This window comes from Nocardia sp. NPDC051463 (genome assembly GCF_040681975.1).
In the GTDB taxonomy this organism is placed as follows: domain Bacteria; phylum Actinomycetota; class Actinomycetes; order Mycobacteriales; family Mycobacteriaceae; genus Nocardia.
Genome location: NZ_JBFBAB010000009.1, coordinates 1 through 22,121, shown reverse-complemented (window position 1 = coordinate 22,121; position 22,121 = coordinate 1). Strand labels below are relative to the sequence as shown.

Annotated in this window: 18 protein-coding genes; 12 read left to right on the top strand and 6 right to left on the bottom strand. The window is 67.3% G+C overall.

Features of this window, described 5'->3' with window-relative positions:
- Window positions 1-94: 94 nt before the first annotated feature.
- Both AB0M74_RS14675 and AB0M74_RS14670 read left to right on the top strand, forming a co-directional pair.
- On the top strand, window positions 95-1,849 hold the full coding sequence (locus AB0M74_RS14675) for an SDR family oxidoreductase (RefSeq protein WP_364906626.1): 1,755 nt from the start codon (window positions 95-97) through the stop codon (window positions 1,847-1,849).
- A 316-nt stretch (window positions 1,850-2,165) separates the two neighbouring features.
- A complete protein-coding gene (locus AB0M74_RS14670; RefSeq protein WP_364906623.1) occupies window positions 2,166-2,369 on the top strand; it encodes a hypothetical protein in 204 nt (67 codons plus the stop codon).
- Between the two features lie 231 nt (window positions 2,370-2,600).
- On the opposite strand, the gene AB0M74_RS14665 is transcribed toward AB0M74_RS14670, so the two are convergent.
- Window positions 2,601-3,917, bottom strand: coding sequence for an acetyl-CoA C-acetyltransferase (locus tag AB0M74_RS14665; RefSeq protein ID WP_364906620.1), 1,317 nt, complete (start codon window positions 3,915-3,917; stop codon window positions 2,601-2,603).
- A gap of 247 nt (window positions 3,918-4,164) precedes the next feature.
- On the opposite strand from AB0M74_RS14665, the gene AB0M74_RS14660 reads away from it, so the two are divergent.
- Both AB0M74_RS14660 and AB0M74_RS14655 read left to right on the top strand, forming a co-directional pair.
- Window positions 4,165-5,523 (top strand): 3-oxoacyl-ACP reductase, encoded by a 1,359-nt coding sequence (locus AB0M74_RS14660; RefSeq protein ID WP_364906617.1) that lies wholly within the window; start codon window positions 4,165-4,167, stop codon window positions 5,521-5,523.
- The gene (locus AB0M74_RS14655) at window positions 5,523-6,443 is read left to right on the top strand and encodes a MaoC/PaaZ C-terminal domain-containing protein (protein ID WP_364907124.1); all 921 of its coding nucleotides are present in this window, start codon (window positions 5,523-5,525) and stop codon (window positions 6,441-6,443) included. Before AB0M74_RS14660 ends, AB0M74_RS14655 begins: the two co-directional genes overlap by 1 nt.
- Before the next feature lie 68 nt (window positions 6,444-6,511).
- Here the strand turns inward: AB0M74_RS14655 and AB0M74_RS14650 are convergent, their stop codons facing one another.
- The 3 genes from AB0M74_RS14650 to AB0M74_RS14640 all read right to left on the bottom strand — a co-directional run bounded on the left by AB0M74_RS14650 (window position 6,512) and on the right by AB0M74_RS14640 (window position 9,882).
- Entirely contained in the window at window positions 6,512-7,747 is a 1,236-nt protein-coding gene (locus tag AB0M74_RS14650; RefSeq protein WP_364906615.1) for a DUF5685 family protein, read from the bottom strand.
- Window positions 7,748-7,810: 63 nt separating this feature from the next.
- On the bottom strand, window positions 7,811-8,410 hold the full coding sequence (locus AB0M74_RS14645) for a TetR/AcrR family transcriptional regulator (protein WP_364906612.1): 600 nt from the start codon (window positions 8,408-8,410) through the stop codon (window positions 7,811-7,813).
- Window positions 8,411-8,712: 302 nt separating this feature from the next.
- The gene (locus AB0M74_RS14640) at window positions 8,713-9,882 is read right to left on the bottom strand and encodes a glycoside hydrolase family 3 N-terminal domain-containing protein (protein ID WP_364906609.1); all 1,170 of its coding nucleotides are present in this window, start codon (window positions 9,880-9,882) and stop codon (window positions 8,713-8,715) included.
- 306 nt (window positions 9,883-10,188) lie between these two features.
- Between AB0M74_RS14640 and AB0M74_RS14635 the strand changes: the two genes are divergently transcribed.
- The gene (locus AB0M74_RS14635) at window positions 10,189-10,668 is read left to right on the top strand and encodes a universal stress protein (protein WP_364906606.1); all 480 of its coding nucleotides are present in this window, start codon (window positions 10,189-10,191) and stop codon (window positions 10,666-10,668) included.
- Window positions 10,669-10,686: 18 nt separating this feature from the next.
- Entirely contained in the window at window positions 10,687-10,860 is a 174-nt protein-coding gene (locus AB0M74_RS14630) for a hypothetical protein (RefSeq protein ID WP_364906604.1), read from the top strand.
- A gap of 48 nt (window positions 10,861-10,908) precedes the next feature.
- Here the strand turns inward: AB0M74_RS14630 and AB0M74_RS14625 are convergent, their stop codons facing one another.
- Window positions 10,909-11,727, bottom strand: a complete 819-nt coding sequence (locus tag AB0M74_RS14625; RefSeq protein ID WP_364906602.1) for an MBL fold metallo-hydrolase — start codon at window positions 11,725-11,727, stop codon at window positions 10,909-10,911.
- Between the two features lie 112 nt (window positions 11,728-11,839).
- Here AB0M74_RS14625 and AB0M74_RS14620 point away from each other — a divergent pair, with 112 nt between their 5' ends.
- From AB0M74_RS14620 to AB0M74_RS14600, 5 genes are all read left to right on the top strand, one after another.
- Complete coding sequence (locus AB0M74_RS14620) at window positions 11,840-12,448, top strand: XRE family transcriptional regulator (RefSeq protein ID WP_364906600.1); 609 nt, start codon at window positions 11,840-11,842, stop codon at window positions 12,446-12,448.
- A 63-nt stretch (window positions 12,449-12,511) separates the two neighbouring features.
- Window positions 12,512-13,606: an isochorismate synthase gene (locus AB0M74_RS14615; RefSeq protein WP_364906597.1), complete on the top strand. Its 1,095-nt coding sequence runs from the start codon at window positions 12,512-12,514 to the stop codon at window positions 13,604-13,606.
- A gap of 295 nt (window positions 13,607-13,901) precedes the next feature.
- Window positions 13,902-14,072, top strand: coding sequence for a DUF2613 domain-containing protein (locus tag AB0M74_RS14610; protein ID WP_364906595.1), 171 nt, complete (start codon window positions 13,902-13,904; stop codon window positions 14,070-14,072).
- A gap of 128 nt (window positions 14,073-14,200) precedes the next feature.
- Window positions 14,201-18,751, top strand: a complete 4,551-nt coding sequence (locus AB0M74_RS14605; protein WP_364906592.1) for an alpha-(1->3)-arabinofuranosyltransferase — start codon at window positions 14,201-14,203, stop codon at window positions 18,749-18,751.
- Between the two features lie 186 nt (window positions 18,752-18,937).
- Entirely contained in the window at window positions 18,938-19,426 is a 489-nt protein-coding gene (locus AB0M74_RS14600) for a DinB family protein (RefSeq protein ID WP_364907121.1), read from the top strand.
- Here AB0M74_RS14600 and AB0M74_RS14595 read toward each other — a convergent pair.
- Window positions 19,411-20,586, bottom strand: a complete 1,176-nt coding sequence (locus AB0M74_RS14595) for an acyltransferase (protein WP_364907118.1) — start codon at window positions 20,584-20,586, stop codon at window positions 19,411-19,413. The genes AB0M74_RS14600 and AB0M74_RS14595 overlap by 16 nt on opposite strands.
- Window positions 20,587-20,803: 217 nt before the next feature.
- Between AB0M74_RS14595 and AB0M74_RS14590 the strand changes: the two genes are divergently transcribed.
- A complete protein-coding gene (locus AB0M74_RS14590; RefSeq protein WP_364906589.1) occupies window positions 20,804-21,979 on the top strand; it encodes a DUF3068 domain-containing protein in 1,176 nt (391 codons plus the stop codon).
- Window positions 21,980-22,121: the final 142 nt, after the last annotated feature.

Here is a 22,121-nt window from a genome sequence, read left to right as displayed (position 1 = left end):
CGGGCGTCGAGGGGCTATCCGAAACGTGCCGTCTCAGACACAATGAACTCGAGGGTGAGGTCCGCTACTGCGGTTCGGAAGGTGGGTTGGCTTCATGGTCGAGAAACACGTCGTACGCAACGGCGAGGTCGATATCGCCGTCTTCGAGCAGGGCAATCCGGCGGGCCCGACGGTCCTGCTGCTACACGGCTGGCCCGACACCCACCACCTGTGGAACAACGTCGTGCCGGAACTCACCGAGCGGTTCCGGGTACTGAGCGTGGACAACCGTGGGCACGGCGAGTCTTCCAACCCGCCGGGCACCAAGGCCATTTCTGTGGCGAATTTCGCCGCGGACTACGTCGCGGTGATCGAGGCGCTCGGCAATGGCGAGCCCGTTCACGTGCTCGCGCACGACTGGGGCAGCATCGCTATGTGGGAGGTGCTCGCACGGCCCGACGCGCATCGACTTGTCGCGTCGTTCACCTCGGTCTCCGGCCCCAGCCTCGCGCACACCGCGAGCTGGGCACGTAGCAGGCTGGCCAGGCCGACGCCGCGCAATATCGCGCTCCCACTGGCACAACTCGGCTCGTTCGCCTATTCGGGCGTTTTCTCATTGCCGGTGCTTCCGCAAGCGGCGATCGCGGCGGGGGTGAGCGAAGAGCGTTGGCGGACTTGGCTTTCCCGCACGGAGGGAGCGGCTCCCGACCAGATCCACCTGGCCCCCACATTCAAGCAGGACATGGCGAGCGGCCTGCGCATCTATCGAGCGACCTGGGCCACCAATCCACTGGGTGCCCGCGCGCGGCACACCTCGGTTCCGGTGCAGATCATTGTCGGCACCCGCGATCCCGCTGTCCGGCAGTCGAGTTATTCCGATGAGGACCGCTGGGTCGACGCGGTGTGGTTGCGCGTGGTGCGGGGCGGGCATTGGCTGCCGTTCTCCCATCCGCGACTGCTCGCCTCGGCGGCCGTCGAATTGATCGACGCGGTGGCGGGCGGGCCGCAGTCGCGCACCTTTCGGCGCACGCGAATGGGTGTGCCGCGCAAGCCGTTCGAGGATCAGTTGGTGGTGATCACCGGTGGTGGCAGCGGGATCGGGCGGGAAACCGCGCTCGCCTTCGCCGAGGACGGCGCGGAGATCGTGGTGTCGGATATCGACAGCACCGCCGCCGAGGCGACGGTCGCGCTGATATCCCGGTCGGGCGGGCGCGGCCACGCCTACGAACTGGATGTCTCCGATGAAGCGGCGGTGCGCAAGCACGCCGAGCATGTGATCACCGAGCACGGCGTGCCGGATGTGTTGATCAACAATGCGGGCATCGGCCAGGCCGGACGGTTCCTGGACACCTCCAGCGAGGATTTCCAGCGGGTGTTGAATGTGAATCTCAACGGAGTCGTCAACGGCTGCCGCGCCTTCGCCGGTCATATGGTCGAGCGCGGACTCGGCGGGCACATAGTGAACCTCTCCAGTATGGCCGGATACATGCCACAGCAGGGGTTCAGCGCCTATTCCACAAGCAAGGCAGCGGTTTTCATGTTCTCCGACTGCTTGCGCGCCGAACTGGCCAAGCACAACATCGGCGTCAGCACCATCTGCCCCGGCATCGTGCATACCAATATCGTGCGCAACACCAGGATGTCGGGCGTCTCGGCCGAAGAGGAGGCCCGCAGGCAGGAGCGCTACGACCGCCTCTACCAACGGCGCGGCTACGGGCCGGAGAAAGTGGCTCGGCAGATCGTGCGAGCGGTGCAGAAGGACCGGCAAGTCGTACCGGTGACACCGGAAGCACGGTTGCAGTACATAGTCGGACGACTCGCCCCCGGCCTGGTCCGCTTCGCCGCCGCCCGTGTCAGGCTGGTGCGCTGACACCAACGAGGTTCGATCACACCAACAGAACGTCAACGCCACCGTCCCGGCACCCAGTCAGGCCCGCAGACGCAGACAGGCCCGCGGGCCGCCCATCCCCGATCACCGAAGCCTCGTGGCACGACACGGTCGACACCGTGCAGTCCGACTCCCACTTCCTGCACAGCAAGGACGAGGCAGCCGCGCATGAGGAGGGGGTCTTCGATCCCTGGGAGTACTGGAGTTAGCTGATCGATTCGGTGACGTGAGCCCTCAGGGTGGATGTTGAGCAAGGCCAGTCCTGTTGGGCGGTGGTTCGGGTGGCATGAAGGCAGCGATGCGAATCATAGATCTCGCGCCCTCCGATGGTCTGGAGTCCGTCGAACGTAGTCGAATGGTGGTCGCCCAGGCCGTATTCGACCGCCGTATGACTACTCTCGGCGAGCAGCCGGAGTGGGTGGCGACGGCCCGCTATAGCCCGCCTCGCACCGCGGCGACCGCGAACTCCGATGGCGCCGAAGGGAACTCGAGAGGCGAGTGAGGGCGTGGCCGGTCAGTCCGGCATGGATGCCGCAACAAGGGGGTATCCGATCGGGAAACCGACCGAATACCCCCTCGATGTGTGCTCGCTTTCGGCGTCTCTATAGGACAACTGATTTCGCCAGCACATGGGTCATGCACCGGGAACCGGCTAAATCACCCCTCACTTCTCCGTCGACCGCCGACGCAGCGGTCACGGAGTCCGGCCTGAGGACGCGTGACAGCGGGGAAGTCAGCGCTCCAGAATCGCGACAACACCCTGACCACCCGCAGCGCAAATGGAGATCAGCGCACGGCCGGATCCCTTCTCCGCCAACATCTTCGCGGTGGAGGCGACGATGCGGCCGCCGGTGGCGGCGAACGGGTGGCCCGCGGCGAGCGAGGAGCCGTTGACATTGAGCTTGCTGCGGTCGATCGAGCCGAGCGCGCCGTCGAGGCCGAGGCGCTCTTTGCAGTAGGCGTCGGACTCCCAGGCCTGCAGGGTCGCGAGCACCACGGACGCGAAGGCCTCGTGGATTTCGTAGTAGTCGAAGTCCTGCAGGGTCAGGCCGTTGCGGGCCAGCATGCGGGGCACCGCGTAGGTCGGGGCCATCAGTAGGCCGTCGGGACCGTGGATGTAATCGACGGCGGCGACCTCGCTGTCCACCAGGTGCGCGAGCACCGGCAGGTTGCGTTCGGTGGCCCATTCATCGCTGGACAACAGCACCGCGGAGGCGCCGTCGGTCAGCGGGGTGGAGTTGCCCGCGGTCATAGTGGCCTCGCCCGCCTTCACACCGAAGACCGGCTTCAGGGTGGCCAGCTTCTCGACGGTCGAGCCGGGGCGCAAGTTGTCGTCGCGGGTCAGGCCGAGGAATGGGGTGATCAGGTCGTCGAAGAAGCCGCGGTCGTAGGCGGCCGCCATGTTCTTGTGCGACAGGTAGGCCAACTCGTCCTGCGCCTCGCGGGCGACGCCGAATTCCTTCGCGGTGATGGCGGCGTGCTCGCCCATGGACAGTCCGGTGCGCGGCTCGGCGTTGCGCGGGATCTCGATGCCGAGCATGCCGGGGCGCAACTGGCCGACCAGCTTGAGCCGATCCTTGTTGCTCTTGGCGCGGTTGGCGTCGAGCATCCACTCGCGCATGCCCTCGCTGACGCCGATCGGAGCGTCGGAGGTGGTGTCGGTACCACCGCCGACACCGGCGTCGATGCGGCCCGCCGCGATCGCGTCACCGACGGTGACGATCGCCTGCAGGCCGGTGCCGCAGGCGAGCTGCAGGTCGTGGGCGGGGGTGTAGGGGCTGAGCTTGCTGCCGAGCACACTCTCGCGGATCATGCCGTGCTCGCCGACGCGCTTGAGCACCGCGCCGCCGGCGACCATGCCGAGGCGCTCGCCCTGCAGGTTGAACCGGCTGACAAGGCCGTCGAGCGCGGCCGTGAACATGTCCTGGTTGGAGGCGTGGGCATAGGCCTTGTCGGAGCGGGCGAACGGAATCCGGTTGCCGCCCACAATCGCGACCGGACGGGGGGCCTTCTTGGCCGTGCTCTTCGCCGAACGGGCTTTGGTTGTCACTCGAGTCTCCAGGTCTCGTCGGGGGGTTGGCCGGCGCCCCGGTGCTCGCACGAAAATTCCGCGCGGATCGGCGCCCCGTCGTGTTGGTTTACTTTAAACTTACTCTGGAGTAAGTTTATTGTCGACACCGTACCCCGTGCACGTGCGTAATTTCGCCTGGGGACGTGCAGTGAACGAGCAGCACCCGGTTGGCCGGCAGCCACCGGCGAGTCGAGTACACACACGAGACACAGAAAAGGGAGAAACAGTGGCAGCGAACAAGAGCAAGGGTGCTCCCAACCTCTACGGATCGTTCGTACACTCTGCCCCCGGACAGTTCCTGGCGAGCAAGCTGGGCCTGCCGCAGCCGCAGACCCTGCGCCGCTACACCAAGGGCGAGCCACCGCTGCCCGGCCCGGTGCTGCTCGGTGGCAAGGGCCGCGTCGCGGAGCCGGTGCGCACCCTGCTGTCGGACTACACCTTCGCCGACGCGCCGAGCCAGGGCGCGAAGTACGGCGCGCTGGTCTTCGACGCGACCGGCATCGGCTCAATCGAGGACCTTTCGCAGCTCTACGAGTTCTTCCAGCCCGCCATGCGCAGTGTTGCCGCGTCCGGCCGCATCGTGGTCATCGGCACCACCCCGGAGCTCACCGCCAGCGTGGACGAGCAGATCGCCCAGCGCGCGCTGGAGGGCTTCACCCGCAGCGTCGCCAAAGAGCTGCTGCGCGGCGCCACCGCCCAGCTGGTGTACCTGCACCCAGAGGCGGCCGCGACCGCGACCGGCCTGGAATCCACACTGCGCTTCCTGCTTTCGGCCAAGTCGGCGTTCGTCGACGGCCAGGTCATCCGGGTCGGCAAGGATGACGCGACCGCGCCCGCCAGTTGGGATCGCCCGCTCGAGGGCAAGGTCGCCGTGGTCACCGGCGCGGCGCGCGGCATCGGCGCGACCATCGCCGAGGTGTTCGCCCGTGACGGTGCCACCGTGATCGTCGCCGACATCCCGGCCGCAGGCGAGGCACTCTCGGCCACCGCCAACAAGGTCGGCGGCACCGCGCTCGCGCTGGATGTCACCGCGCCCGACGCCGCGGAAAAGCTGGCCGAATTCGCCACCGAGCGTTTCGGCGGCATCGACATCGTCGTGCACAACGCGGGCATCACCCGCGACAAGCTGCTCGCCAATATGGACGAGGGCCGCTGGAACTCGGTGATCAACGTGAACCTCGCCGCACCGCACCGCATTACCGAGGGTCTGGTCTCCCGTGGCGCGCTCAAGGAGGGCGGCCGCGTGATCGACGTGTCCTCCATCGCGGGCATCGCGGGCAACCGCGGTCAGACCAACTACGGCGCCTCCAAGGCCGGTGTCATCGGCATGGTCAACGCCGAGGCGCCGAAGCTGGCCGAGAAGGGCATCACCATCAACGCGGTCGCGCCCGGCTTCATCGAGACCGCGATGACCGCCGCCATCCCGCTCGCGACCCGTGAGGCGGGCCGCCTGATGAGTTCGCTGCTGCAGGGCGGCGAGACCGTCGACGTGGCCGAGACCATCGCCTACTTCGCGAGCCCGGCGTCGAACGCGGTGAGCGGCAACGTGGTTCGGGTCTGCGGACAGAGCCTGATCGGAGCATGATGTCACGGGCGGGAACAGGGCGGGAGAAGACACCGGCGGGAACAGGGCGGGAGAAGACACAGTTGATCACACTCACCGAACCCCCGAAGAACAGCAGCCTGTTCGTCAAGGCCGCGCTCGGCGCGGTCCCGGTGCCGCTGGTCTCGGCACGCAAGTCCACCCTGCCGGATCGGACCGTCCGGCTCGAGGGCTTCACGGTGGACCCCGACCACCTTGCCGCGTACTGCCGGGCGACCGGACTGCGGTTCAACGACTCGCTGCCGCTGACCTACCCGTTCATCCTGAGCTTCCCGCTGGCTATGCAGCTGGTGGTGGCGCGCGACTTTCCGTTCGTCGCGGTGGGTGCGGTGCACGCGCAGAACCTGATCGAGCGCACCCGCGAGATCTCGGTGAGCGAGCCGCTGGACTTCACGACGCACATCGAGAACCTGCGCGAGCACCCGAAGGGTCTGCTCGTCGATGCGGTGACCGAGGTCAACGTCGGCAGGGAGCTGGTGTGGCGACAGGTCACCACCTTCCTGCACCAGCAGCGCACCTCGCTGTCGGGTGGACCGAAGCCGGAGCCGAAGCCGCAGGAGGTCGCGCCACCGCCGCTGCGCACGATGCGGGTGGATCAGAAGACGATCACCCGGTACGCCTCCGCGTCCGGCGATCACAATCCGATCCACACCTCCGCGTTGGGCGCCAAGGCTTTCGGCTTCCCGAAGGCGATCGCGCACGGCATGTGGTCGGCGGCGAACATCCTCGGCAATATCGAGGGCCGCATCCCGGAGCAGACGACCTACGCGGTCAAGTTCGGTAAGCCGATTCTGCTGCCGTCGACGGTGAACGTGTACGCGGATCAGGTCGAGGGTGGCTGGGACCTGGCGTTGCTCAACCCGAAGAAGGGTTATCCACACCTGACTGCCACGCTGCGCTGAACAGAGCTGGAGCAGAGCCGCACCTCGAATAGGGGTGCGGCTCTTGCCTTTCCGGCAGGCCGCCGCGTTCAGCAGTCGCAGCCGCAATCACAGCAATTGCCGCAGTCACAGCAATTGCCGCACGAGTCGCCGCAATCACAGCAACTACAGCAGTCGCAATTCTTGATCCAGGCGCCTTTGCGCTGACCGGAGCACGGGCTGGTGTGGTCGGCGCAGCAGGCGTAGCCGGTGCAATAGACACCGAGGACCACAGCGAGAGCTTCCCCTACGCCGGGGCGGCGTGTCGGCGGGCGGTGCCCGGTATTGGGCGGACCGGGGTACTGCAAGGTCACTGTGTCGCGGGATGCGTGGCAGGCGTTGGCGGTTGCGCCGACGCCGCGGCCCACTTCGCGCACCAGAGCGCGCAGCGGATCCAGCAGCATCCAGCGGATGGTTGGCACCTGGTCCAGGCCGGCCACGGTGAGGGCCGCGCGGACCTGCGAGTCCGATTGCCGTAGTAGGTCGTAGGCCTCCGGCATGGTCGTTCCGGTGGCCGCGAGCGGGTTGAAGCGACCGCGCGTGCCGTCCGCTTCGAAATCCTTCACAGCGTCGGCGAGATGCGCGATGCGGCCGAAATGCCTACCCGCCTCGCGCAATGCGGTGATGTTCTCCGGTCGGTCGGCCAGCACCGCGGTATGCCCGAACAATTCCGAGGCACAGATCTGGGTCGGCGCGGTCAACTGTTCCAGGGTCGGCCTTTCGCAGATCGACGGTGCGCCGCCCGCGCGACGTTCGAGTTCGATCTGCGAATCTATCGCGGCGACAAGAGGTTCCACGTTGAGCCCGATCACGCTCGCCTGCGAACGCGCCCGTTCGGCCCACCGGCCGGAAACCTTGGTCATCGGCCGTTTGACCAGCGCCGAACTGTCACCGTCCGCGACATGATCACGAATCTTGGCCGCGCCCAACAACAGTGACGCGGTCGATGCCAGCAGTACGCCCGGCGAGTCGGCGGCGGCAACCGTGGCCCGCTGCATGCCGCGCAACGCGCACGGCCCCGCGGCGGTCCGCGCCATCGGCCCGGAAAACTGAGCCTCGGTCAGCACACTCAGCACGATCGCGTCGGTATTGGTCGCCGTTCGCGCCAACTGCCCGTGCCCGTCGCGCAATCCCAGACATAGCCCGCACATATGGGTGCGCCACTCGGTCGCGTCGATGCCGTATTTCTCCGCGCCATGCGAACACGGCCGCAACATCCCGAACAATTCCGCCCCGTCCCTCCCCGGCTGCCACTGAATCAGCCGGTCCTTACTCGATGAACTCACGCACTCTGTCAGCCCGTCGACGACGTGGCAAGCCGAGCGGTGCTCCTCGCACTCAGTGGCGAACTACTCGGCTTTCTTGCGACCCGCGAGGCCACGCCAGGCGAGGTCGTCGAGGAGGTCGACGGCTTCGCCGACTTCGATCCGTCCGGCGGCCAGACGGTCGGCGATCGCTTCGCCCGCACCGATGACCGCTACCGCCACCACGTCGAAGTTGGTGCCCGGCTCGGCATGCTTGGCGCTGGACTCGAGCAGTTTGGCGGTGAGCTCGATGACTCGCTCGCGGGCGTTCTCGATCTCCGAGGCGAAAGCTTGCTGCCCGATCGCCTGGCGGTAGAGAACCTGCCAGGAGCGACGGTTGCTGTCGACGAAACCGAGGAAACCCTCCAGCGCCGTCCGGACCTGCTCGTGTGGGGACAACTGCGGGTTGCCCGCCGGTGCCACCGACTCGATGAATCGCAGCCCCTCACGCTGGATGCAGGCGCGGAACAACTCGTCCTTGGAGCCGTAGTAGAGGTACAACATCGGTTTAGAGATCTTGGCCTCGGCGGCGATCGCATCCATCGAGGTGTCGTGGAAGCCTTTGCGCGAGAACACCTCGACCGCGGCGTCGAGCATCTGCTGCTCACGAACCGCCCGAGGAAGTCGCTTCGTCCCGCCAGCCATCCACTCTCCTACCGCATGTGAAGTTCCTATATTACTCCAAGGTAAGTTCCGTGGGTTGGATTTGCTCACCAGTCGCCCGATATCGCGGTGATGAGATGTCACAACGCCAGGGACGATCCGCCGACCTGGAGTTGATCGGCCCGGTGATCATGCCGGACTGGGCGCGTCCCGTCATCTGACTCTGTACATCTGCGGGAACGCCGGGCGAGCACGGATCGAGCTCCTGCTCCGCGAACTCGATAACGGCCGTCCCGGATCACTGCCGGGACGGCGGCCTCGGACAAGACGGGCCGAGCGTCAGCTCAGCAGGTCAGCGCGCCCTTGTAGCGGGCAACACGCAGCACAGAGGCATCGACGCGGGGGGCGGGCAGGCGACCGCTCGACACCGCCTCCTCGAGACGATCGAGCACCTGCGGTACCGCGTCGGTGGTTATCCACAGGGCGTTGTCGGCACCCGCGACCAGCGCCGCCTCGACCGCCTCTTCGATGCTCATCCGGCTGGTGATCGCGGCCATGCCGCCGAGATCGTCGGTGAAGATGACCCCACGGAAAGGCTCGGCACCATATCCGGTGCCGTCCCGCAGCAGCGACATGGCTTCGGGACTGATACTCGCGGGCACGCCCGGGGTGGTGAGGCCGGGCACGTCGAGGTGACCGACCATGACCGCGGCACCGGAGTTGATCAGGGTGCGGAACGGAGCGAGGTCGACGGTCTTCAATTGGTCCAACGGCGGAGTGCGAACCGCGCCGGTGTGGGAGTCACCGGAGCCGGAACCGTGGCCCGGGAAGTGCTTCATCACCGTGCCGAGGCCGACCTCGCGCATGGCGCGGATGTAGGCGTCCGCGTAGCGGGTCACCACGGCGGGATCGTCGGAGAACGAACGGTCACCGATGACGGAATCGTCGGGCTGGCTGCTCACGTCCACGTCGGGGGCGAAATCCACCGTCACGCCGAGATCCTTCAGCGCCTTGCCCCTGGTCAGCGTGGCGTCGTAGAACTGTTCGGGCGTCATGGTCTGTGCGGTCACCCGTGCCGACGGCGCGACACCGATCAAGTCCTTGACTCGGGAGACGCGGCCGCCCTCCTCATCGATGGTCACCATCAGTGGGACCGTCGCCGCGGCCGCGACCTGGCCGATCTGCCCGTCGGCCAGCAGTGCCTGCTCCGTCCAGCCGCCGACGAAGATGCCGCCCACCTGTTCGGTGCGCACCACGTTCGTGGCGTCGGCGGCGCCGGTGACCCCGACGGTCAACAACTGCGCCAGCTTCTGTCGCGGCGTGAATCGCGCGAGATAGTCGGCCACGCAATCCGGTTTGGCCGATGCAGTGCCCGGCACCCCCGACGCCGCTCCCGGCAGCGCGCCGGTCGGCCGCGCCAATGAGGTTGTCGTGGCGATAGTGGTGTCACCGCTCGAGCACGAGGTCGCGACGGTGGCGAGGATAGCGAGCAGAACGAGAGGCGTCTTCCGCATGAGTGTCAACGGTAATCGCCGCGCTCGACCCTGATGCGTCTGGGTGCGACCCGCCGCCGTGGACCTGCCCAGTCGGGTTTACCGCGACCAGCTGCGGCGATGGCGACCGATCGCGCAGCAGGCCGTTTCGATGCGGGGATTCGCTTGGCCCTGAACAGTATTCCGACTATCGGGGCCCAGGCACACGCCTACATCGATCATTCACCCATTTCGTGCGGCCGATTGTCCGTGCGCGGCGCGGCCGCCGCAGTGACCTCCCGGAGTAACCTGATTGCGTAGCCATGTGACTCCGACCAGGAGGTCATTGTGCCCTGCGATCTGATGCTCATTGCTTATGACGGCTCCGAGAATGCCAAGCGAGCCATCGAATACGCCGGACGGTTCCTTTCCGCGAACCGAGCCGTGGTGCTGACCGCCTGGGAACCGATGGTGCGCCAAGCCGCGCGCGTGTCCGGCCTGTCCGGAGTGATGCAACCGGAATGGTTGCCCGACGAAGAGGTCGAGGACATCGCCTACGTCGACGCGCGCAACGTGAACACCGAAGGCGTCCGACTGGCCAAGCTCGCTGGCCTCAATGCCGAGGCACGCACCGCCGAATGCACCACGACGATCTGGAACGCCATTGTCGAATGCGCCGACGACCTCGACGTCGACATCATCGTCGCAGGCACTCGTGGCGCCACCGGCATCCGCGCCCTGCTGCACAGCAGCGTCGCCGACGCCGTCCTCAAGCACTGCCACCGCCCCGTCCTCATGGTGCCGCCGGGCAAGGAGCCCCGCCGCTAGCCCGCCGAGGGGCACCTCATGGAAAGCCTTCGCGACATGTCCGCCGCGGCCATGCACCAGTCGCTCGGCGGGCATCACCGCAGCGGTGCGACTCAGCTGCGCGCCGTTGCAGCACCAACCCTGCCAACCTTGATCAACTTCTACGCGCCCGGGAAGCGCCTGATCGGCTCGACCACGTTCCCGACGAGCTAGCCCTCCTTGGCCGCCGTCGCGAGCGCGGCCCGAAGCCGACAGGCTGGATCAGCCGATCGGTGGTGCGAGGTATTCCAGCGCATAACCATCACCGGAGGGGGTTACGCGGGCGATGCCGGGTGAGTCGAGGTGGGCGCCGGCGACGAAGTGATGAGGTTGGGTCAGTTGTTCCAGGAGGGCCGCTCGCGCGGTGCGGGCCTGGGACTGGTCGCCGTCGAACTCCCAGGACACGTTCGGCTGATCGAATTGGAGCGTGGGAACGTGAACGGTGTCGCCCCAGACGAGAAGGTGGCCGGTGCCGCTCCTGACGTCGTAGACGGTGTGACCGGGTGTATGGCCAGGTGTCGGGATCGCGGTGGTCCAGTCGTTGATCGCGACCTTCTCCGACACGGGTACGACCCGGTCGCGGATCGGCTCGAGCCGCCCCGTGAACACCGAGGTGTCGCCCGCGCCGATCCACACGCGCTCGAGTTCGGTGAACGCCTCTGAACCGTCCGGCGCGATCAGGCCGCTCACGTGGTCTTCGTGCCTGTGGGTGATGGCCACATCGGTGACCTGCGCGCGGTCGATTCCCGCTTCGTCGAGCGCATCGTAGATCAATCCCATGGTGGGGTCGTGCCAGGCGTTGGACGCGCCGGTGTCGATGAGAACCGACCGCGTGCCGTCGGTGACGAAGAAGGCGTTGACCGACAGCCGCAAGTTGTCGCCGGCCAGCGGCACGGCGGCCGGCAGCTCATCGAGCGTGCGGCCATCCTCGTCGCGGAGCCGTGTCGGCGGCATGTCGATGTACCCGTCTCGCAACGAGATCACCTGCAGATCGCCGAATTCGAACGTGGCATGGTGCTGGCCACTCGAGATCAAACGCATGGAACCTCCGTCGTGTTGGGCGCATATCGCACGTCTCCGATAGGAGACTATATCTTCTTTAGGAGAAAGCTACACTGTGGGCGGCGAATATACCTACCGATCGAGGAGCACGGTGGTCGAGCAAGACGGAACCGCGGCCGAACCACAGCACGGTGACGACCTGGCCGGCGCGTTCGGCGGCAACGTGCGGCGACGCCGCGAGGAGGCGGGCCTGACGCTGGAGCAGCTGTCCACACAGTCGTCGGTCAGCCGGGCAATGCTGTCCAAGGTCGAACGCGGTGAGAAGAGCCCGACGATCGGCGTCGCGTCCAGGATCGCCCACGCGCTCGACGCGTCGCTCTCGGACCTGATCGGTGGGGCAGCTGCTGCCGCGTCTGGTGTGGCCGTTGTCATGCGCAAGAACGATCGCCCCGTTTTCCGCGACCCGGAAACCGGCTTCGAACGGCATATGGTGTCAGCAGCCCCGGGCGCGGGAGGAGCCGAGATGGTCATCCACTACCTCCCCGCACAGGTCTCTACCGGGCTGCTGCCCGCGTATCCGCCGGGTACGGAGAAACAACTCGTGGTGCTCGAAGGCACCCTCACCGTCGCGATCGGCGGAATCAGCGAGACCCTGAACACAGGCGACTCTCTGTTCTTCCAGGCCGACGCGGACCACGGCTTCGCCAACCGAACGACCGCTCCCTGCGAATACATCATGGTCATCTCGCGCAGAACCTGATCGGCCGCAGCGGCACGACTGGCGACAGACTCCGCCCGTCAGTGCCACTAGGGTCGAGGGATCATGGACGGTTTTCTGCTCGCTCAGCCAGGTGGTGTTGTTCGCGCATCCGGTAGCCGGATCGCGTTCGACGATGCCGCGCGAGCGGTGGCGGCACTGCGCGACGGCACCGCGACATTGGTGGTCGGCGCGCTGCCGTTCGATCCGCGACGGCCCGCCGCGCTGAGCGTGCCGGAACGCGCGCAGCACACCGTGGGGCCGTGGCGGCCCGCCGCCTTACCCGCGCTGCCCGCGGTGGCTGTGGTCGCCGAGATACCGAGTCCTGCAGAGCATGTCGCGCGGGTGACGAAGCTGATCGAGCAGTTGCGGGATCCGAGGCAGCGGCTGCGCAAGGTCGTTGCCGCCAGGTCGGTGCTGGCCGAGGCACAGGACGTGCTCGATCCGGAAGTGGTGGCCGGACATCTGCTCACCAGGCATCCGCACGCCAATGTGTTCGCAGTCGACCTGACACCCGCGGGTCGAACGGGCGTGACGTTGGTCGGCGCGACGCCGGAAGTTCTGGTCGCACGCCACGGCAGCACTGTCACGCTGCGGCCGCTCGCAGGCACTCTGCCACGGCTCCCCGACCCCGAAGCGGATGCGGTGCAGGCGCGAGATCTGTTGTCCAGCAACAAGAATCGCGACGAGCATGCCTTCGTCGTCGAATGGATCCGGGAGCGGCTGACCCTGGTATGCGCGGAGCTGAGCGTCCCCGACGGTCCGGAGCTGATCAACACCCACGAGGTCTGGCACCTCGCGACGCCCATCACCGGCCGGCTACGCGACCCCGCGACCACCGCCCTGGATCTGGCGCTGCTGCTGCACCCCACACCGGCGGTCTGCGGGACGCCGACCGACCTGGCGCTCGACACGATCACACAGGTGGAAGAGGACCGTGGCTTCTATGGCGGCGCGGTGGGCTGGTGCGACGAGCACGGCGACGGCGAGTGGGTTGTCTCGATCCGCTGTGCGGAACTCTCGGCTGACGGCCGCTCGGTGCGCGCCTTCGCTGGCGGCGGCCTCGTCGCCGCCTCCGATCCCTACGCCGAACTCGATGAGACCACCGCCAAACTCCGCACCCTGCTCGGCAGCCTGCACTGCGCGATCCCGCAACGCTGATCCTGTTCCAGCAGGCGGGTCCGCCGACGGCGGCCCGAGAGAAGGTGCCTGTTCGGCCCGGAATCAACACGGCCACGTCCATGACGGAATTTCCGCACCGTCCGGATCGAGAAGTCTGTCGGCTCTGGGCGGTAAACGCGCCGGAAAAGGATTGTTTCCCGAGCCGACGCATTCGGCGAATATCGGCTGCTGTGTTCGTTGATGTCAGTTATCGGCGGGCTGAACGCACGCCGAGCGCGGTGTTACTGCTAGGTTGACCCGGAATATGCCTGCATCGATGTATTGGAGTACCGCGATGAAGTTTGCTGTCCCTGGTGTTGCGAGTGCGGTCGCCGGCGCCGTGCTGGGCGCGATCGCGGTGTTGATCATCACCGTGGCTGTGCAGCAGAACTCGCGTCCGGACATCGACCACACCGGTGATTCCGATTCCTCGCTGCTCAACAGCGTCGAGTACGGCAGCCGCTGACCTCCGCTTCCTCCGCCGACTCGCTCGGCTCCTCCGCGGCGGCACCCAGTCGAGACGGCGGGCCGCGCGGCTCTGGTCGCGGCGAGGTCGGCACCGCCCCGCTCGGTAGACGATGGTTCGCCGGGACCGTGGTCGCGGCGTTCCTGCTGACGTTTCTGCAGGCGCCCGGCCGCGCGGTCGCCGACACCAAATACGACCTCGCGCAGAATCCGCTGGGTTTCCTCGAACGCGCCGCCCACCTGTGGAGCAGTCAGGCCCCGATGGGCCAGGTGCAGAACCAGGCGTACGGGTACTTCTTTCCACACGGCGCGTTCTTCTCCGCGGGACATGTGCTCGGTCTGCCCGCCTGGGTGACGCAACGGATCTGGTGGGCACTGCTGCTGCTCGCCGGATTCTGGGGCATCATCCGGCTCTGCGAAACACTCGGGATCGGCAGCCGCGGGTCGCGGGTCATCGCGGCCGTCGCCTTCGCGCTGTCACCGCGCGTACTGACCACCCTCGGCTCGATCTCCTCGGAGACGCTGCCGATGATGCTCGCACCATGGGTCCTGCTCGGTCCCGCCGCGCTCGGCACCGCATACCGCCGCCGCCGCGGCGCCACCTCCCCCGCGGGTAGCGCGCTCGCGCTCGCACTGATGGGTTCGGTCAACGCGGTGGCGACAGTCGCCGCGTTCCTGCCCGCGTTGTTGTGGTGGGCGGCTGCCTCGCCACTGTTCCACCCGGGCGAGACTGGCGCCGGGCGTGCTCGATCGGCGTCCTATCAGGCGAATCGAGACTGGTGGCTGTTCACACGGGCGTGGATTCCGCTGCTCGTGCTCGCCACGTTCTGGTGGGCGGTGCCGCTGCTGCTGCTCGGCAAGGTAAGTCCGCCGTTTTTGGATTACATCGAATCCTCCGGAGTGACCACGCAGTGGGCGTCGCTCGGCGAGGTGCTGCGCGGCACCGACAGCTGGACGCCGTTCGTGTCGCCGGAACGCATCGCGGGCGCGGTGCTGGTCACCCAGCCCGCGGCCGTGCTCGCGACCGGGCTGCTCGCGGCGGCGGGAATGGCGGGGCTCGCGATGCGGTCCATGCCACATCGGGGCAGGCTCGCACTCATTCTGATCGTCGGCCTTGTCGGGATTTGCGCTGGTTACGCGGGCGAGTTGAGCGGACCGTTCGCGGAGTCGGTACGGACCTTCCTGGATTCCGGCGGCGCACCATTGCGCAATGTGCACAAGCTGGAGCCGTTGATCCGGCTTCCCCTCGTGCTGGGCCTCGCGCACCTGCTCGCCAGGGTGCCCCTGCCCGCTGCGGTGCCGATGCCGGTATGGCGCAGTGCGTTCGCGCATCCGGAGCGGGACCGTTCGGTGGCGGTGGCCGCACTGATTTTCACCGCGCTGGTGCTGTCCACCTCGCTGGCGTGGACTGGGAAGTTGGCGCCACGCGGTTCCTACGAGCATGTTCCCGAGTATTGGCAGCAAACCGCGGACTGGCTGACGCACAACGCCTCCGATACCCGTGCGCTGATCGTGCCCGGCGCACCGTTCGGCAGTCAGGTATGGGGACTGACCCGCGACGAACCGCTGCAGGCGCTCGCGAGCACACCGTGGGCGGTGCGCGACGCCGTACCGCTGAACCCGCCGGGCACCATCCGCGCGATGGATTCGGTGCAGCGGCTGATCGCCGACGGCAGGCCATCGACCGGACTCGCCGCGACACTCGCCGATCAGGGCATCGGGATCCTGGTGCTGCGCAACGATCTCGACCCGGAAACCTCACGCTCGACCCGGCCGATGCTGGCGCACCAGGCACTCGATGGCTCACCTGGGCTGACGAAGGTGACCGAATTCGGCGCCCCCATCGAGACGACCGTCATCGCCGATGACCTGGTCGCGGATGGCGACCTGCGACCCACCTACCCGGCCGTCGAGATCTATCGGGTCGACGTGCCGCCGCCGGGAACTCCCGCCGAGGTCCGCAGCGGGCCGGGTGCGCCGAGGTCCTTCCCCGGCGCCTACACCGTGCCGTTGGAGACAGTGCCGGTGATCCAAGGTGGGCCCGAGGTGCTGGAACGGCTGCGTCGCGACCATGGAAAGGCAAATACACCGGTACTTCTCGCCTCCGACGCGAGCAACGCCGGGCTGCCGATCGGGCCGGTGACCGTGACCGATACCCCGATGGACCGGGAAGCCGATTTCGGCAGAGTCGACAACCATAATTCCGCGCTGCGCGCCGCCGGGGATGCCCGCCGCACCCACAATCTGGTACCGGACTACCCGGTGCCCGGCGCGGAGTTGGTACGCGGGGAATGGTCGGGTGCGACGATCACCGCGTCCAGCTCGGCAGGCGATGCCACCCAGCTCGGCGGCGCGGCACCAGGCAGCTCCACCGCGGCGGTGGTCGATGACGATCCGTCGACCGCCTGGATCAGCAACGGCATCGAACGCGCACTCGGACAATGGCTTCGACTCGACCTCGACCAACCGATCAGCTCCGGACTGCTGCATCTGTCCACCAGTGCCGCCGCGATCGGCGACCCGGTGAAATGGGTGGAGGTGCGTACCGCGAACGGCAGCGTCTCGGCCCGGATATCCGAACCCGGTGCGCCGGTGTCCATCTCACTGCCTGCCGGACCGACGAACTGGCTGTCGATCACCGCTATCCGCACCGAAACCGGCACGCGGGGTGGACAATTCGGCATCAGCGAACTCACGCTGGACGACTACACCATCCGCGACAAGCCGGTGCGCGTCGACATCCGGCATCGGACCGTGCTGCCACCGCCGCCGTCCGGTGCACGGGTGCATGCCTGGGATCTCGGGCAGGAATTCCCTGGCCGCAGTGCCTGTTTCGACGCGCCGGATCGGGTGCGGTGCAGCAAGGGCCTCGCCCTCGCCCCGGAGGAGCCCGGCACTTTCGAACGCACGATCTCGGTTCCCGAACCCGTGACAATCACCCCGCAGCTGACCGTCCGCACCAGGCAGGGTCCCGCGTTGGCGGCACTGCTCACCGACCGCACCCGACCGGTGGCCCGCGGCCGAGCCGATGTCGGCGATCTGCGTGGCTCCGCGTTCGCTGCCACCGACGGCGATCCGCGCACCAGCTGGACCGCCCCGGAAAGCTCGGTCCGCAACCTCACCGGCGGCAAGCCGACACTGACGATCGAGCTGCCGGAGCCCGCCCTCGTGACCGGGCTCGAACTGACCCCGTCGGCGGGTGGGCTGCCCGCCGCGCCCAGGGCGGTAGTGGTCAATCTGGGCGACGGACCGCAAGTGCGGGAAATCGAGGGGCGAGAGCCGGGCGCACCCGCCCGAATCTCGCTGCACCCCAGCGTCACCGACCGTATCGAACTCAGTATCCAGACGTGGAAAGACGTGCTCGACCGCACCGCGCTCGGCTTCGTCGTCACCCAGCCACCCGGGCTCGCGGAGGTCACGGTGCTGGGGCCGGACCACCCCGCCCCGGCCGCACTCGATCGGCAGATCACCATTGCGTGCACGGACGGACCCACGATCGCCTTCGGCGGCCGCTTCGTCCACACCACCCTCACCGCGACCGTCGACGAACTACGCTCCGGCGCACCGATCGCCGCCCGGGTCTGCCCGAATTCCGAACTGCCCCAGTCTGATTCCGATTATTCCGACATCGCCGTCGCACCCGGCCGAGCGGACGTCACCGTCGCACCCACCGATCTCTTCTTCGTCGACCGACTACGCCTGGACCGGACGGACCTCCCCGCCGAAGCGACCGACGTCGAAAGCCCGACGCGGACCGGGTCGGACACCCCGCCCGAACCAGCCGCCCAGCCGGTACCCGAGGCCGACACGCAACGTCGAAATGAATCGACGCCGGGGACCCGACTGCTGGTGCTGCCGCTCAGCAACAACGTCGGCTGGCGGGCGCGGACAGCGGACGGCCACCTCCTCGACCCTGTCATCGTCGACGGCTGGCAGCAGGCCTGGCTTGTTCCCGCAGCTGCCAAGGGCCCGTTCACCATCGAGTTCCCCGCAGATCGCTGGTACCGCCTCGGCATCTTCGGTGGGCTGCTGCTCCTGATACCCCTCGTCGCACTCGCGATCCCACTTCGGCCACGCAAGCATCCCAAGCCGATCGGCATCGGGCCAGCATCTGATGCGTCCGTCCCCCTTGACGCGGATGTCCGACGCACCTGCTCGACCATCGACCGCACGGACTCGCGCGCCGACCACCCCGACGTCGACCCCACGGGCGCGAACGACAACCACAGCACCTCGGAGATCAACCCCGCCGACGCACGCGACAACCACACCGGCGACAGCGGCGGCCCCACCGACAATCGCACCACTACGGACGCCGCGCCCACGAGTTTCGCCACGGGTAGCCGGCCCCCCGGCACCGACGACCAGCCCACCCCTGTCCGCTGGACCAATCGGATCCTCGGGGCGATCGGGCTGACCGCCGCCATCACCGTGATCGCAGGACCAGTCGGAACCGTATTGACGATCGCGGCTATCGCCGGGGTCGGATTCGCCTCGCGCCTGGTATCGAAAAGCCTTGCGGCCGTGGCTGGTCTGGGGACCGCCTTCGCCGCGGCGGCGCTGTCCACCGGACCGTGGCGTGCCCCTGGCGGATACATGGGCAGCTCGCTGTGGGTGCAGATACCCGCGCTGATCGCCGTGATCGCGGTGGGAGTCGCCGCGCTCGCACCGCACGACTGACGCGACGGACCGGCCGATAGCCAGACCACGCTGCGGGTCTACAGCCCCGCGACGGTTACCGAGGGCCGCCGCCGGCCACCTGGGCACCGTCGGTGTTGCCGGTTGTCCGCCGTCGATCCCGGCATCGGTTTGCGTTTCGCGTGGTCCGGCGACGCAGTTGCTAGGTTCGAGGGCGTGACCGACTGTATGGAATGCGGCTTCGTGTACGACCTCGATATGGCCCGCGCGGTGCCGGAATTGGCTCGCGGTCACGCCGCGGAGTACGCGACCCTGCTGCGCGGAGACCATGCGGAGCTGCGACGACGACTGCGTCCGGAGGTGTGGTCACCGCTGGAGTACGCCTGCCACATGCGGGATGTCCTTCTCGCACAACGTGAGCGGGTGTTGCTCACCCGCCGACAGGACACGCCGACGGCACAGAACATGGGCCGAGACGAGCGCGTCGAGCATGAGGGATACGCCGAGCAGCAGCCTGCGGACGTGGCCCGTCAGCTCGGTGACGCGGCCCTGTTATTCGCGAACGTGCTCGATCGGTTGGCGCCCGCGGACTGGGATCGCACGATCATCTACCTCTTCCCCGAACCGCAGCAACGTTCGGTGCGCTGGGTCGCCGTGCACACGCTGCACGAACTACGCCACCACCTGCTCGACATGCGCCGTCAACTCGAGGACTGACCGGCCGATCGTGCGCGATCACGCCGGCGAACGAAACGGCGGGCCGGTTCTTCGACGAGGGCGTAGCCTGCCGCGGCGACGGGCAGGGTGAGGGCGATAGTGAGGGCGAGGACGTAGGCGAAATTGCCGCGGAACGGCAGGATTCCGAAGACCGGGAAGACGACCGACAGCACGACGAGATGCCAGAGGAAGATGCCGTAGGACCAGCGGCCGATGGTCGCGGCGACGGAAGATTCCAGCCACCGGTGCGGGCGCGCGGTCGGCGGTCGCAGCACCAGGGGCGCGAGCAGGGCGAAACCGATGACGGTGCCGAGGCCCATTTTCGCCGCGTATTGCCAAGGCTCGGCTCGGGTCAACCCGGCGGGGCCACCGAGATCGGTGGCAGAGAACAGGAAAGCGGCGAGCGCGACAGCCCACATCACTGGTTTATTGCCCGCGATTCGACGCCAGCGCGATAGCGAATCTGCATTATCGACGAGTTCGGCGAGCAGCATGCCTGCCGCGAACCATGGCAGATATCCGGGCAACCAATTATCGGCGTGAATCGCATCGGGAGTCGGCACCGGAATGAAATTCCAGCTGAGCGCCACCACCGCCACGGTGAGGACCGCCGGGATCCGCCAGCGAGCGGCAGCGCCGCGCAACCGGACCAACGCGAACGCCAGCAGCGGCAACACAAGATAGAAGGACACCTCGACCGACAGGCTCCACATCTGCGTGAGCCCGTCGGTGAGCGTCAACGGCACGAACACCTGCAACAGCCCGAGGTTCGCCACCCACACCCGCAGCCCCGCGGTGCTTGCCGCACTGGGCAACAGCACCAATGCCACGCACACCACCACCCAGTACGCGGGCAGAATGCGCGCCGCGCGATGCCGCAGGTAGTAGCCGACAGTGGGTGCGTCGCCGCGGCCGCGCGCCGCCGCGGCATGCGGACGCCAGAGTAGAAAACCGGAGAGCGCGAAGAAAATCGCGACTGCCATATCGAAGCGTTCCCAGATCCGGCCGAGTACCGGCGTTCCCGTGGCACCGGTCTGGAAGGCGACGTGGGTGACCACGACGCCGAGCGCTGCCATGCCGCGCACGCCTTCCAGCGCGGGTAGGAAGCCGCGAGGTCGGGTGGGTGCGACCGTCGCGGTGGCGGTGGTCGGCGCGGGCATGGTTGCGGTCATCGAGCTCCAGTCTGCCTTGTGGATACGCCCAGGTGAGAACCCGTCGTTTCACACGTCGCGCTAAACTCGGGCGATTTCCGGGTCGATTCCTGCCTCGACACCGCATGGTACGACACCGGACTGTTAGTGTCGGGGCTCACGAGTGCCGTGGCATGCCCGCAGTACTCGCCGGAATGACCGGTGTTCTACGACGAGGAGAGTTTGCATGGCACTGAGTGCCGGAACCAGAAGGACGGTGGCCTGCCTGCTCGTGGGTCTCGGCGCGTTGCTGATTGTCGCAGCGGTGATGATCCCGACGTACACCGTCAGCAAACTGGCCAAGACTCCGCTCGACCTCGAGATCACTACCGTCGCCACCAGCCAGCCCGGCTCGGAAAGCTCTGTGCTCGACTCCAAGTCGCTCACGGCCCCCGAAGGCTCGGCCAAGGTCGACACCAATGTGCCGCTGGTTTCGCAGCGGTTCCTCACGGTCGAAGACCCCTCCGATGCCAGCGAGATGACCATCCAGGCTGGTCAGACGCTGCGCCGCATCGATAAGCAGGCCGACACCGGGCTGCTGACCGCGACCGTCGACCGAGTCACCATCGACCGCAAGAACGGCCAGCCGATCGATAAGGAGCCCAACGGCTCCATCGCTGTCTCGGTGAACAAGGACGGCCAGAGCATCGCCGACCCGGTTCAGCACACCGGTCTGCAGTACCGATTCCCCATCGGCACCGAGAAGAAGACCTACCCGTACTTCGACATCAACGCGCGCAAGTCCTACGACGCCACCTTCGTCGAAGAGACCGAGATCAACAGCATGAAGGTCTACCACTTCCAGCAGCAGGTCCCGGTGACGAACATGTGGGATGTGGTGCAGGCGCCGACCAACAGGCTGAGCCTGCCCGCCGCCAAGTGGGGCGTCGAAGGCGGTGAAACCCCGGTCACCATGATCCGGTGGTACACCAACGTCCGCGACCTGTGGGTCGAGCCCGATACCGGCACCATCATCAAGGGTGGCGAGCAGCCGCACCTGTACTACGCGCGTAGCGGAGACAAGCCCGAGGTCACCGCGCTGAAGTCGAACCTCGTCTTCGACGAGAACACCGTCGAGTCGCAGATCTCGGTAGCCAAGGAGAACATCGACAAGCTGTCGCTGTTCGGCCGCATCATGCCGATCGTCCTCGGGGTTCTCGGTGCGATCGCCCTCATCGCCGGTATCGTCCTCGGCATCCGCGGGGGCGCGAGCCCCGCCACCGCTTCGCGCGGCGGCACCCCGGCTCCCCGCGGCAGCACCCCGGCCCAGCGTGACGGCGATGCCGCGGCGAGCGGCGTGCGCCCATATCGCGGCGGGGACGACGCACCCACCGAGCAGATCAATATCAACAAGCGCCCCTGACAGCGAAACGCTGACAGCAAGCATTGTCGAACTCGGCCCCCGGCTTCCTTGGATTTCAGGGGTCGTCGCAACACCGCCTGCTTCTTAGCTGGTGAGTAGATCACGAAGACGCTCGGCTGGGGTATCCCAGCCGAGCGTTTTT